This window comes from Salmonella sp. GDC200615 (assembly GCF_050574145.1).
In the GTDB taxonomy this organism is placed as follows: domain Bacteria; phylum Pseudomonadota; class Gammaproteobacteria; order Enterobacterales; family Enterobacteriaceae; genus Salmonella; species Salmonella enterica.
Genome location: NZ_CP192247.1, coordinates 3,290,512 through 3,303,301 on the forward strand (window position 1 = coordinate 3,290,512; position 12,790 = coordinate 3,303,301).

Here is a 12,790-nt window from a genome sequence, read left to right on the forward strand (position 1 = left end):
CCCTGCAGGATTCGAACCTGCGACCCACGGCTTAGATGTTCCTGGAACTACCTGAGCTAACAACAAGTTATTCCATTACTACGGCGCTCACTCGCCCCATCCTCGAAAAACATGCAAAGACTTGCAAGCCGATGCAAAGCTTTGTGTGTCCCGTTTTTGTCCCAAACTACTTAGCAATCAGTAGCCCCAATTGATCGGTAACAACGATCAATTAATAAGATAACAATAACTTTAAGCTATTGAATACCACATTATTGATCGTTTATATCGATCAAAGCAATTTGTAGTGCTACACTCCAGACCTTTCCGAATCCGCTGATTTTCATAATGTTGAAGTTATTCGCTAAGTACACATCGATCGGTGTTCTTAACACGCTTATTCATTGGGGCGTATTTGCTTTTTGTGTGTATGGGATGCATACGCATCAGGCGTTGGCGAACTTTTCCGGTTTTGTTATCGCCGTATCGTTCAGCTTCTATGCCAATGCGCGCTTCACCTTTAACGCCAGCACCACCACGCTTCGCTACATGATGTACGTGGGATTTATGGGAACACTGAGCGCCGTTGTTGGCTGGATGGCTGACAAATGTTCCCTGCCGCCACTCCTTACTCTTGTCACCTTTTCAGCTATCAGCCTGATATGCGGATTCATTTATTCAAAGTTCATTGTCTTTAGGGATGCGAAATGAAAATCTCGTTAGTCGTTCCGGTCTTCAATGAAGAAGCCACGATACCTATTTTCTATAAAACGGTTCGCGAGTTTGAAGAGCTAAAACCGTATGAAGTTGAGATTGTTTTCATCAACGACGGAAGCAAAGATGCGACTGAATCAATAATTAACAAAATAGCTGCATCTGATCCGCTCGTTATTCCGCTTTCGTTTACGCGAAACTTCGGTAAAGAACCTGCTCTTTTCGCGGGTCTCGACCATGCAACCGGGGATACGGTCATTCCTATTGATGTCGATTTACAGGATCCGATAGAAGTTATCCCCCATCTCATTGAGAAGTGGCAGGCTGGCGCGGATATGGTGCTGGCTAAGCGCTCAGACCGCTCAACTGACGGGCGCATGAAGCGTAAGACAGCTGAATGGTTTTATAAGCTGCATAATAAAATCAGCAATCCGAAAATTGAAGAGAACGTTGGCGACTTTCGGTTAATGAGTCGTGAGGTTGTCGAAAATATTAAACAGATGCCAGAACGTAATCTGTTTATGAAAGGCGTTCTGTCATGGGTGGGCGGCAAGACTGATATAGTTGAATACGCCCGCGCTGAACGTGTTGCCGGCGATTCAAAATTCAATGGCTGGAAATTATGGAATCTGGCGCTGGAAGGAATAACTTCTTTCTCAACATTTCCGCTCCGCATATGGACTTATATTGGATTGTTTATTGCAGGTATGTCATTCCTTTACGGTGCATGGATGATTATTGATAAATTAATATTTGGAAATAATGTTCCTGGCTACCCGTCACTTCTTGTTTCTGTACTTTTCCTGGGTGGCGTTCAATTGATAGGAATAGGTATTCTTGGAGAATATATTGGTAGAATTTACATAGAAACCAAAAAAAGACCTAAGTACATAATTAAGAATGAGAAGAAAAATGGTTAACAATAGATTAAAAATGGTAATTGCTATCCTTATAGTTTTCTCGTTGGTGTATTCAATAGGATTTATCACACCAATGAACTCTGATGACTATACTTATGCCCTAAGAGAGCTTTCGCTTTCTAGCGTAAAAATGCACTATTTGGGATGGAGCGGAAGGGTTGTGTCAGATACGATCAGCACATCTCTATTAAAGTTTTTCTCCCCGCATATTTACAATGCAATAAACTCAGCAGCGCTAACATTAATGGTGTTGTGCTGGACAATGATCCCAGCTACATTAACAAAGTCGTCACCGTCCCCATATGTGATGATTTTCTTATTTTTCTTATACTTCATTGCAAATCCAGCCCTCGGTCAAACTAACTTCTGGCTTGTTGGGTCAGCAAATTACTTATGGACCAACATGTTCATTGCCATTTATATACTAATTTCTATATATTTAAGCAATGGTAAAAAATCCAATTTAATACTCTTTGTATATGCCATATCATCGATATTTGCAGGTTGCTCAAATGAAAATACATCTCTTGTAGTTGTATTAATTTCTGTAGCATATTTCTTTATAATGAATAGAAATAAATATTTACTGATTGGCGTATTCGGATCTGCAATAGGCGCGGGGGTTCTCCTGCTGGCTCCGGGAAACCTATCCCGTGCGTCTACAATACAAGACTGGTACAATCAACCACTTGCATGGAGGGTTCTTGAGCACTTTTCAGAAAGGCTGCCATCAGCAATGGGGGCATATTGGCAGGTCTATATTGCATTTATAATACTACTAATCTCTGTAGTGTTATCAAGGAATAGTAGCAGCAAACTTATGTTTGGAAGCTTTTTATTCATACTGGGTGCAATTGCTGCAAATGTTGCGTTCCTTGCATCTCCTGCAATGCCCAGCAGGGCTCTCAATGGAGCACTCTGCTTTATGATTCTTTCGATTTCCTTTGTTGCTCATTCTGCATTTACGAAATTTAACAAGGCTTCCATTTATTTATCTGTTACTACATATGCAATGGCTTTTTTATATTTCATTCCATCATACATCCTCTATTACTCATCAATTAAATCAATAAGCAAACAAACGGAGATTAGGGAAGAAATAATAGACAGGGCGAAACATAACAAACAAGATCAAGCGATAATTCCTGATTATTACTTTCCACCGGTACTGCATGCAGGCCCAAGTCTTGATACGTTTAACAGTGAAGCAATGTCTAGATACTACGGGATTGATTTGAAAATAACTGCTCCAGGATTTTTCGACTATTCACGAGCCTTTAATTTCAAGCCTCTTAATATTAACGCAAAAATATGTAACAACGTTTATATAAAATCATTATGGATATATAAACAGCAAATGGACATTAAAACCTTTGTAATATTTGAGTTTAATAAGAATCCTGCTGATTCTCTTGATGAGAAGACAGCGATGTTCATTAGCTTTAAAACAAAGGATGGAAAAATTATAAATGCAGATGTCGACAAGAAGACATTCCAAATAGACGGAAGATGGCTTTCCGGGCGGGCGATTAACGACATAGATTCAAATGAATTAGAATCAATTACATCTGGGACATGGGACGTTAGAACAGGGGCGAGGACAAATGAGAATATTACGGAAATAATTAAATAACATTCATGTATAATTAATGTTCCCCGCCACCAATGGGTAACGGGCGGCGGGGATTCCTACATATCGTATGTCACAAATGCCCCATCAGGTTTCTTAGCAAGAAGTCGCAATGCACCATCAGTCCCAAAAAAGAACCCAACGGAGCCATAGTGCATTAATCCAGACTCCGGCAACTGACCAATACACGCAAGGATACGCATGTGCCCAAAGCCCATCCGGTTCAACTCCACCACAGATGCAGGAACACCGTCTTTTAGTGCGGATAAACTGCCCCCTACTGGTTTCACTACCGGGTAAAGGAACCTGACAATCTGCGGTCAATGTGAATCGCCACGGATTTAACAGACACCTCAGAGCCATTTAAGATGACTTAAAGAGAGGTGCCTATGAGCGGTAAACGTTATCCCGAAGAGTTTAAAATTGAAGCGGTAAGACAGGTTGTTGAGCGTGGCCATTCTGTTTCCAGCGTCGCAACACATCTCGATATTACTACCCACAGTCTTTACGCCAGGATAAAGAAGTACGGGTCGAACTCCTCCACCAATAAAGAAATAAAGAGCAGTCAGATGATCAGACCGAAATCCGCCGACTCCCGAAAGAGTTGAAGCGGGTTACTGACGAACGGGACATATTAAAAAAAGCCGCAATAGATTCAATTGGTCACTGCAACCATGAATGACAAAAGATAGAGTCCTGAATGCGCTTCTGATGGCCGTGTGGCGACGTAATCACCCGCTATGAATGGCAGTCGATCCTGAAATCGCACGGACTGGAGAGCAGAATGAGCCGTCGTGGCAACTGTCATGACAATGCGGTTGCAGAAAGCTTTTTCCAGCTACTGAAGCGTGAACGGATAAAGGAAAAGATCTACGGAACGAGAGACGAAGCCAGAAGCGATATTTTTGATTACATAGAAATGTTTTATAACAGTAGACGCCGGCATGGTTCGAGCGAGCAGATGCCACCGGCTGAATATGAAAACCTATATCATCAACGACTCAGAAGTGTCCAGGTTATCCGTGGTGATTCACAGATATGCTCACCTTGCGCCTAATCATTTAACGGAACACGCGAGGAAAATAGACGACATTTTTGGTGATGATGTCCCATATGAGAATTAAAGAGGCGTAACCAGTTGATATATAAGTGGCGCGCCCTGCAGGATTCGAACCTGCGACCCACGGCTTAGAAGGCCGTTGCTCTATCCAACTGAGCTAAGGGCGCCTTGTGAAGTGAAGACTTCGTGTAGACGAAACGCGAGAATTATACGGTCAGGCACTCCTGAGTCAATGGCTTTTGTTCTGGTTGCTGACTAAGTGTACGAATATCGTCTTTTCTGGCGCAATGCCAGGTTCCAGGAAATCGCCTGGACACATCTCAGCACGCATAAAGTGGGAATTAAGGCCGCCAGTATTTAGAAAATCAATCAGTTTCTTTAATATTTCACCATGATTCACCTGCCGTGTAGGATATTTTTTATGCTGCGTATCGCTATTAAGGAACAAAACAGTCACTTTGAGCATGGTTTGAAAATCATCATGACGCGTCTGGCGAATCAATGGCAGCAGAAAATTGACTTTCTGCCGCCAGAAGAGATAGATAATGCCGATATCGCTTTCCTGGCCCTGGATGATGATTGGTTCAGCGCAGGCTGTTACCAGATACCTATGCATACCCAACATCAGCTACGGGTGATTATTTGTAATAAATGCGATAAAGAAAAGCTCATGTTCAGACCATGTCTGTATATGCTGCCGCATATTTATCGGAAAGATGATGTTGAAGAAATTACCCGGAAAATGATATTGATCTTACATAAGCGAGCGCTTCGACATAGCGTCCCTTCTGGCATTTGCCACTACTGCACGACTCGTCATTTTTCAGTAACAGAACGTCACCTGTTAAAACTGATCGCCAGCGGTTATCATTTAAGCGAAACGGGTGCTTTACTTTCACTTTCTGAAGAGCAGACAAAGTCACTCCGCCGGAGCATTATGCGCAAATTACATGTTAAAACGGAGCAGCAGTTTTTAAAGTATATTAGAGTTAACCTTCATTTCTTACTCAGTAAGTAAACTCACTTAACTTTTTACAAGGCTTACGAAATATCTCACCAATAATTAAGTAACGATACCTACAGGCATTTTTTTAACGCTGCCACAATGATGCCCATAATATCCTGATAGATTCAGGGGTCAAAAATATATGGCTGCATCATAAATGCCTGGAGGAGTGTTTGGTGGCACAGGGTACTTTATTAAAGGAAAGGATAAATCCCCCACACCTGGCGTCTTCGCCAACACGCCATTCATATCTCAACAGCGGATTGTTAAAATCTGAGCCAATCGTTAATCTCTCAACTGCGCAATTAATCGGCTATGAGGTCCTGACGCAACTTCCGTCAAAACATGATAGCGAAGTTTTTTTTCAGCAGTTAATGCTGATGGAAGGCATTGAAACATCAGAGCAACGAAGCATTGCTTTTTACGCTGGTGCAACGATGGGACAAGGTTATTTATGGCCAGCCATATTACCAGATATATATTAGAGCAATGGAAAAAGCAGGATGCGCAGCGTACCACGCAGGGAAAGACACCGCCGTTTAAGAAATGCCAAAGACTGCGCCTGCCGTTATCACTCTCCAACGCCGCAGATATTTGATCGCCTTGAGTTACTGGACCAACAGCTTAATTATGCCTTGCCGGTTGGTATCATTTCCCAGGCAATAATTACAACTGATAACTACCTCGGCTATTCATTGAGTCACTACTTATTTTCCGGAAAACGTACCGCTGCATTCCGCTCATTAGATGACATTTCTTTGTGGATTGAAAAGGGGTCGCTCAGACAACTGATTGTAGATATGGAGGAGCTACCTGTCTCCTGTATTGAGGCGCTTAACCAGCTACGCGCGCTCAGTTGGCAACAAAGCGATATCCAGATTTACCTGCTGGTATCAGATAAAACCCCCGCTATAACACAGTTTATCCGTATGGCTGGGCGTTTTTTTGTTCTGTCGCGACGACAAAATCTGGCCTCTGTACGCGAAGCCTTGTTATCAGCCGCCAAACCTCGCTTATCGGAAAGCTTTAGCCGTACTGACTGGTTGATGATTGAAACTTTAGCGCAAGGTGCCTCTTTAAAAGAAATAGCACGTCAGCAAAGCGTACCTTATCATCGTGTAGTTTACCGGCTTAAACAACTTATCACCCTCCTTAACCTTCCCCACAGACAAAGCTTTCTTCGGCTGATCCAGCAGTTAAACGTTACTTTCCACGACATTTTTTAACGAACTAACGTTTTGGTGAATAAGATTTTTTAAGAAATTACTTATTTTCACTTCCATTAAATGTAAATATTTCACATAAAATTAATATTTACAACTCGTCCTGGTAAGCGATAAAAATTTTTTTCTTACATCGCCCCCTGTCCCTCCTCGTTTTTTGAGGTCTCCAGCGTCAACATCTTTCTGTTATTACATAACAAATACTAAACAATTAGTCTTTCATATTATTTTTATACTTAAAAACAACAGTTTAAACTACTCAATGTCAACTCTAAAGAAAATAGCTCCACCACGAACAAATTTTCTATAACGCCACAGAACATCCTACCCGCTATCCATAATTCGCATTTCGCAAGACTTTTCCGAGAAATCAGACCAGGTATAATCCATATTGTTTTTACTTAATCAGAAATTTCTTTTTTGTTGGTGCGAAATGGATATTCCACATATTTATTACTCTTACGCAAAATAGCCAGTCAACAGGGAGGTCTCATTCTTTATTATTGCTCCACTGTGTGGTGTGTAGATCTGGCTATTTCACAATCTTTAAGGTGTCTGACGCTTATTCTAAAACGAAGGACGCATAACAGTCTGAGGCATACAACAATGAAACCTGCATCTGTTATCATTATGGACGAACACCCTATTGTAAGAATGTCGATCGAAGTTTTACTCGGTAAAAATAGCAATATTCAGGTTGTCCTGAAAACGGATGATAGCCGAACAGCGATAGAGTATCTGCGCACTTATCCTGTTGACCTTGTCATTCTGGATATTGAATTACCGGGCACCGACGGCTTTACCTTACTTAAACGAATCAAATCTATCCAGGAACATACCCGGATACTTTTTTTATCGTCGAAATCAGAGGCTTTTTATGCCGGAAGAGCAATAAGAGCGGGCGCAAACGGATTTGTAAGTAAACGCAAAGACCTCAATGATATTTATAATGCGGTAAAAATGATTTTATCCGGCTATTCTTTTTTCCCATCTGAGACGCTTAATTTCATCAGTAATACCCGTACCCCCAAAGGCGGGCACCATGATATGCCACTATCTAACCGCGAAGTTACCGTGCTGCGCTATCTGGCCAATGGAATGTCTAACAAAGAAATTGCCGAGCAACTTTTATTGAGTAACAAGACTATCAGCGCGCATAAGGCCAATATATTTTCTAAACTTGGCCTTCACTCTATCGTTGAGCTTATCGATTACGCCAAATCACACGAATTATTGTAAATGTACTCCCGGCGAATTATCGTTCGGGAGCCACAATAACGGACACTAATTGTAATTGATCAGGAAGGTCGCATCCGCGTTAGCAAGTCCGGGCTGCACGCCATCGGCTAAGGCGATATAGTTCGCATAGAATTTCAGGGTAGCATTGCCGTTGTTGTCAATATCGACGGCCTTGCTGGCCTGTTCAAGTGGCAATCGACGTTGATCGCCATCGCGAATTTCAATCGCCAGTTTTTGCGCCATTGCCGTATCAGCAAGCGCCAGTAATGCCGTGCCGGGCGCTGGCGTCCCGGAAAACGTTATAGACGCCGACCCCGGCGGGCAGCCTTCAAGTTTTAGGCTAAAGGCTACCGGTTGCGTGGCGTCACCGGCGGCGTGAAGCTGTTTTGTCGGCCAGGTGCCGAGGTTAACCGATTTGTTACTGTCGCCCGCCACCACGGCGCAGGTAAAATCCACCACGTTACCGCGCAGTTCAATATTCACTTCGCCCAGAGATGAGTTGGCCTGACTCAGCGGGCTGAACAAAACACAACCGATAGCGATGAAAACGCGCCGAAAGATCATTATGCCTCCTTAATCATAATCGACTCGTAGATAGCCGCGCGCAGTAAACGGCCCTTCCGCCGGTTTATTCCCCGTCACGCTGATCGGCCAGGCGCGAATACCTACGCGAGCGGCGGCGTTATCATCAAGATGAAACGGAATTTTACTCGACAAATTATTGGGTGTGAGCGGCGTACCGTTGCTATTAGCAACCACAAAGCCTAAATCCGGATTATCGGACACCATCGCCTGCCCTGAGGCCTTTTCGGCTTCAAGCCGCATAGATAAATAGGCCTGCGCCGCGACGTTGGTACATTTAATAGCGATAGTTTTCGTTTGCGGCGTGACGCCTTGCGGACGATTACCCGCCCCCGCCTGACTAAATAACGACGCGCCGATATCGCCGAAATCAAACTCCACGACCTGTCCGGCATTCACTTCGCAGTTTTGCGGCACTTCCACTTTGCCGCTGTAGCTAATGGTATATACCGGCGTGCTCAACGCGTCGCCGGTAGAGGTCGTCACATAGACAGTAAACATTGTCTGGCGAGGGATCGTCACCATATTAATAAAAGGCCGTATCACTTTTAATTTAAAAACCAGCTTTGAGTCCTGCACGCCAAACGGCATTTGCTGCGACACGTTAGAGTCGACGCCCATGCGAATATAGTTACGGGGCGGATAAAATACGCCAGCGACACTATCGGTGATGCTCATCGCGCCCAGAAGGTAGTCATTCAGCTTGAGGTATTTAAAATTTCCTTCGGTGCTTTGTACCGGTAATTCTGATACATAGCTTCGGTAGATATAATTTACCGTTGTCCCCGCCGGGCACGTCGCGTTTACGCCGACCCAACCAGATTTTTCCGGCAGCGTAACCACCTGTCCCGGCTGATTATTGCCACTGGTGAAAACATCTGACAGGTCGTAAAAGATATCGGTCGCCGTCCCGTTTGAATTACGGCAAACCGTCGCCAGCGCGGGATGGGTGAAAAAGAGCGTGGTCCCCGCCAGCAATAGCGCTGAGTATATTTTCATCTCTATTTTTCCTTTTATGACGACGGACGGATACAGGTCGCGCTGGCTATCGTAATCGCCTGCTTCAGGCTATCCTCCGCCAGGGCGTAAGGGGCGATACAACGCGCGTTTTTCCCCTCTCCCCACTGGATGAACAGTTCACCTTTTAGCGGCAAGCCGCTCAGATAAATTTGCCCGTCATCGCCGACCATACTGGTAATACCGCTGGCGGTTTCTCGTACTATCGCGCCAAACGGTAACGGACGTCCGCCAAGCCTCGCGGTAATGATTGCCCTTACGCCTATCCGCGTATCAAAAGCGGCCCGCACCAGAGCGCCCTCTGTCGGCACTACGCTGCTGACGTTATTTTCGACATCGGTATGGTTGTCCATCGTGTTGGTATCTAACGCGACGCGGTTATAGCGATATACCGTGGCGTAGGGCATTACCGCATAACCCCGCCAGTCCGTTTTCACGCCGGTCTGGTTTTCGATGCGCACGCCTTTCGCTCCCGGCGCTTTAATCAAGACATTGGTATCGCCCAACGGTTGGCTAAACGTAATACCATCCGCATGACCGACCACGCCGCCGGAAAGTTGCCAGTTATAGTCATGCTGATCGCGATCGTAGTTATATCCCACGCCCAGCGTGCCATACGTCGCCTGCCAGCTAGCTCTGGCGCTGCCGCTATAACCATTGCTACTGCTACGCCCTTGCGTCACGCTGTAGCTCAGATTACGTCCTTCCAGAAGCGTGCCGCCCACGCCGGTCTGCCAGCTATTGTCGCCGTCGCGGTTGCGGTTGGCGTTAAACGTGGCATAAGTACGATCAAGAATAGTGTCGCGCGCATAGCGCCGTCCGGTCAGAACGCTAAACGGAACGGACATATTGAATGCCAGAATGCGATCGGCGCCTGAGATCCCCACCGACTCGTTCCACGACCATGACAGCGAATAACTTATGCCTTGCCATCCACTGGCGTATCCCAGTTGATACCAGGTATTGGTATCCGCCGTATTCCAGTAATTTTGTTGACTGCCGGAAAGATACAGTGACCCGTAATCCCCCAGGTTTTGCGAAATATTGACCTGAAAGCGGCCTTTTTTGCTGTAGCGGAGATTGTGGTAGCTCTGCGCCACCGGCACTTTATGGCGGCGTCCGTCGCTATCGTATTCGTAGTCGTACCCTTCCATACTGCGGTATGCCACATCATCCAGGGTGTAAAATCCGCGCGTGGAATAGCGGTAACCCAGCAATTGAAAATTAGTCCCGTAATTATTCAGCGATTTGGCGTACAGAAAACGCAACGATTGCCCCTGATGGGTGCTGTCATCTGCCAGTTGGCTACGCGCATGTGTGACATCGACCGACACGGCTCCCCAGTCGCCCAAATTTCGCCCCGCCCCGACCACCACGGCACGGTAACGATCGGCAAGTTGCGTACCGCCGTAAGCCGTCAGCCCCGCAGGCAGGCCGGCAATCACCGTTCCCTGGAAAAAGAATGGCGAAGACTGCTGACTATTGCCGCTGCGAAAATCCCCGGCCACCAGGTCATACTTCACCCTACCCTCACGCTGCAATAGCGGAACGGTAGAGTAAGGCACCGTGTAACGTTGTTGGCTACCGTCTTTTTCATCTACCGTCACCTCAAGGTCGCCGCTGGAAGAGGTAGGATTAAGATCGGTAATCGCAAACGCGCCCGGCGACACATAGCTTTGGTAGATAACATACCCGTTCTGTCGTATCGTCAGCTTTGCCGCCGTCCGGGCGATCCCTCTGACCGTGGGGGCGTAGCCCTGCAGGCTATCGGGATACATATTGTCAGAAGAGTACAGCCGCGCTCCGCGAAAGCCGACGCTGTCGAAAACATCGTTCCCGGTATTGCTGTCCCCCATGACCAGTTCGCTTTTTAGCGGAATGATGGCGCGCTGTACCCAGGTGCCAATGTTGTTCCAGCGTTGCGAATGATAGCCGTCCCCTTTCGAATAGCTCCAGGCTCCGTTATTACGCAGCCGCCAGGGGCCATAGTTCAACCCGCTCAGCAGACTCAAAAAATAGCTATCGCTGTCTGTTCCGCGGCTACCGGTAAAACTGTAATTAATGAGTGCGGCGGGTATCCCTTCATCCCACTCTTCCGGCGGGATATAGCCACGCGCGCTGTTGAGCAATGACGCCTGCGGCAAGCTAATGTTTAAGCGCATCGACGCGAAATCGAACGCGACCTCCGCGCCCGGGATTTTCTCAGGAAGGTGAATACACGTGGTATCGACGCCTTTATCTGAGACAGGGAACACCGCGGTATTCACGCCCAGCCGTTTAATCCACTCCGGTGTAAAACAAGGCATCAGGCCGCCGGATTTATCGCCGGCGCCCACGGCGCCCGCCTCAAAACGAATATCCTGCGTCGCTACGAATTCGTCGTTACGCCAGATATCCACCCGGTAAATACCAGGCGGCTGATGATTACCTTTTTCAAAGCGAGATAAATCCGCCACGGACGCGGTATCCGCCGACAAAAACGCAGGGTTGAAATAACTTTCGCCGCGGCTCGTCAGCGGACACAGCGCCGCCAGCACCGACAGCGCCACGCCGCTTAACGGTGATACATAGCCGGGAAATCGCCCTGCAAACCAGGTTGTCTTCTTCATCGTGTTCTCGTGTGGCTTCACGCTCTCTGCTTAACCGAGACTGGCCGTTGTCGCCGACGTCAATGCGCCGTAATCATTGACGGTCTGAAATGTCACGCTGCCCTGCGCGCCAGTCGGTAAAGGAATTTGCATGTCGCTTTTTGGCGCGATCATCACGTTATCAATCTTTTTCGCGCCCACGCTGATATTGACCAGCGTGAGGTAATAAGCAGATGGGTTGGTTATCTTGAGATGGTTGCCGACACGGGAAAATTTCAGCAAGGTCGGCGCGTCTTCCGGCGTCTGCGGCAAATTCGCCGGACGCACGAACAGTTTGATGCGCGACAGAATCGCCAGTTGCAGAACGTTTTTTCCTTCAATATGACTTTTATCGACCGACGGGATGGCTTTCACGTTCATCCAGAATAACGACTCCCGATCCCCGGGTAGCGGTTGCCCGGCGTAGATAATACGCAGCGTGTTTTCGCTTTTGGGCTCGCTGACGAATAAAGGCGGCGTAACGATAAACGTTTTTTCTTTCTGCCCGGCGCTATTTTCGATCCATGAATTGACGAGGTAACGTTCTTGAGTATCGCTATTACTGATTGCCAGAGAAGTCTGCTTCGCCGCCGAGGGATAAATAACTCGCGTGGCGCCTAATGCAATCCCCCCCGCCGCCTGTACGTTCAGCGAAGTAAATAACGTGAGAAGAACAATAAAGCCTAATTTTATACTATTCAGCATGGTAATAAATTAAACATTTCGCTAAATAAAAAATAGCCGCAAACTCTTTTAATGACCTAAGCTAATTCTTATTGGGATATAAGAAGGG

General features: G+C 46.3%; 11 protein-coding genes, 1 tRNA gene and 3 pseudogenes. 10 read left to right on the top strand and 5 right to left on the bottom strand.

Annotation, left to right across the window (positions count from 1 at the left end; all coding sequences use genetic code 11):
- Positions 1–327 precede the first annotated feature (327 nt).
- The 6 genes and pseudogenes from ACQ29O_RS15905 to ACQ29O_RS15930 all read left to right on the top strand — a co-directional run.
- A complete protein-coding gene (locus ACQ29O_RS15905) occupies positions 328–690 on the top strand; it encodes a GtrA family protein (protein ID WP_000915523.1) in 363 nt (120 codons plus the stop codon).
- The gene (locus ACQ29O_RS15910; RefSeq protein ID WP_000703619.1) at positions 687–1,613 is read left to right on the top strand and encodes a glycosyltransferase family 2 protein; all 927 of its coding nucleotides are present in this window, start codon (positions 687–689) and stop codon (positions 1,611–1,613) included. The genes ACQ29O_RS15905 and ACQ29O_RS15910 overlap by 4 nt, the downstream gene beginning before the upstream one ends.
- Positions 1,594–3,246, top strand: a complete 1,653-nt coding sequence (gtrC1, locus tag ACQ29O_RS15915; protein WP_001575778.1) for a putative glucosyltransferase GtrC1 — start codon at positions 1,594–1,596, stop codon at positions 3,244–3,246. The genes ACQ29O_RS15910 and gtrC1 overlap by 20 nt, the downstream gene beginning before the upstream one ends.
- A 386-nt stretch (positions 3,247–3,632) precedes the next feature.
- Positions 3,633–3,889: pseudogene (locus ACQ29O_RS15920) on the top strand (transposase); the annotation flags it as partial.
- A 32-nt stretch (positions 3,890–3,921) separates the two neighbouring features.
- A pseudogene (locus tag ACQ29O_RS15925) lies at positions 3,922–4,300 on the top strand (IS3 family transposase); the annotation flags it as partial.
- Positions 4,269–4,367, top strand: a pseudogene (locus ACQ29O_RS15930) (hypothetical protein); the annotation flags it as partial. The pseudogenes ACQ29O_RS15925 and ACQ29O_RS15930, both read left to right, overlap by 32 nt.
- A gap of 26 nt (positions 4,368–4,393) precedes the next feature.
- On the opposite strand, the gene ACQ29O_RS15935 reads toward ACQ29O_RS15930, so the two are convergent.
- Positions 4,394–4,470 (bottom strand) — tRNA-Arg (locus ACQ29O_RS15935).
- Between the two features lie 254 nt (positions 4,471–4,724).
- Between ACQ29O_RS15935 and fimW the strand changes: the two genes are divergently transcribed.
- From fimW to fimZ, 4 genes are all read left to right on the top strand, one after another.
- On the top strand, positions 4,725–5,321 hold the full coding sequence (gene fimW, locus ACQ29O_RS15940) for a fimbria biosynthesis transcriptional regulator FimW (protein WP_000944160.1): 597 nt from the start codon (positions 4,725–4,727) through the stop codon (positions 5,319–5,321).
- A gap of 161 nt (positions 5,322–5,482) precedes the next feature.
- Entirely contained in the window at positions 5,483–5,794 is a 312-nt protein-coding gene (locus ACQ29O_RS15945) for a hypothetical protein (RefSeq protein ID WP_000226499.1), read from the top strand.
- Between the two features lie 18 nt (positions 5,795–5,812).
- Positions 5,813–6,535 carry a fimbria biosynthesis regulator FimY gene (gene fimY, locus ACQ29O_RS15950; protein ID WP_001258111.1) on the top strand — a complete coding sequence of 241 codons (723 nt, stop codon included), beginning with the start codon at positions 5,813–5,815 and terminating at the stop codon, positions 6,533–6,535.
- A 603-nt stretch (positions 6,536–7,138) separates the two neighbouring features.
- Positions 7,139–7,771, top strand: a complete 633-nt coding sequence (gene fimZ, locus ACQ29O_RS15955; RefSeq protein ID WP_000801273.1) for a fimbria biosynthesis transcriptional regulator FimZ — start codon at positions 7,139–7,141, stop codon at positions 7,769–7,771.
- A gap of 45 nt (positions 7,772–7,816) precedes the next feature.
- On the opposite strand, the gene sfmF is transcribed toward fimZ, so the two are convergent.
- Genes sfmF through fimC form a run of 4 tightly spaced genes read right to left on the bottom strand, consistent with a single transcriptional unit; the run spans position 7,817 to position 12,702 of the window.
- On the bottom strand, positions 7,817–8,335 hold the full coding sequence (gene sfmF, locus ACQ29O_RS15960; protein WP_000577507.1) for a fimbria assembly protein: 519 nt from the start codon (positions 8,333–8,335) through the stop codon (positions 7,817–7,819).
- Between the two features lie 9 nt (positions 8,336–8,344).
- Complete coding sequence (gene fimH / locus ACQ29O_RS15965; protein ID WP_000708677.1) at positions 8,345–9,352, bottom strand: type 1 fimbria D-mannose specific adhesin FimH; 1,008 nt, start codon at positions 9,350–9,352, stop codon at positions 8,345–8,347.
- 14 nt (positions 9,353–9,366) lie between these two features.
- Positions 9,367–11,979 carry a fimbrial biogenesis usher protein gene (locus tag ACQ29O_RS15970; protein ID WP_000754221.1) on the bottom strand — a complete coding sequence of 871 codons (2,613 nt, stop codon included), beginning with the start codon at positions 11,977–11,979 and terminating at the stop codon, positions 9,367–9,369.
- Between the two features lie 30 nt (positions 11,980–12,009).
- Entirely contained in the window at positions 12,010–12,702 is a 693-nt protein-coding gene (gene fimC / locus ACQ29O_RS15975; RefSeq protein ID WP_001519112.1) for a type 1 fimbria chaperone FimC, read from the bottom strand.
- Positions 12,703–12,790: the final 88 nt, after the last annotated feature.

Bases quoted from the DNA above. Each gene is read 5' to 3' on its own strand.
- ACQ29O_RS15905 (WP_000915523.1), top strand. From the start codon at position 328: ATGTTGAAGTTATTCGCTAAGTACACATCGATCGGTGTTCTTAACACG.
- ACQ29O_RS15910 (WP_000703619.1), top strand. From the start codon at position 687: ATGAAAATCTCGTTAGTCGTTCCGGTCTTCAATGAAGAAGCCACGATA.
- gtrC1 (WP_001575778.1), top strand. From the start codon at position 1,594: ATGAGAAGAAAAATGGTTAACAATAGATTAAAAATGGTAATTGCTATC.
- fimW (WP_000944160.1), top strand. From the start codon at position 4,725: ATGCTGCGTATCGCTATTAAGGAACAAAACAGTCACTTTGAGCATGGT.
- fimY (WP_001258111.1), top strand. From the start codon at position 5,813: ATGCGCAGCGTACCACGCAGGGAAAGACACCGCCGTTTAAGAAATGCC.
- fimZ (WP_000801273.1), top strand. From the start codon at position 7,139: ATGAAACCTGCATCTGTTATCATTATGGACGAACACCCTATTGTAAGA.
- sfmF (WP_000577507.1), bottom strand. From the start codon at position 8,335: ATGATCTTTCGGCGCGTTTTCATCGCTATCGGTTGTGTTTTGTTCAGC.
- fimH (WP_000708677.1), bottom strand. From the start codon at position 9,352: ATGAAAATATACTCAGCGCTATTGCTGGCGGGGACCACGCTCTTTTTC.
- ACQ29O_RS15970 (WP_000754221.1), bottom strand. From the start codon at position 11,979: ATGAAGAAGACAACCTGGTTTGCAGGGCGATTTCCCGGCTATGTATCA.
- fimC (WP_001519112.1), bottom strand. From the start codon at position 12,702: ATGCTGAATAGTATAAAATTAGGCTTTATTGTTCTTCTCACGTTATTT.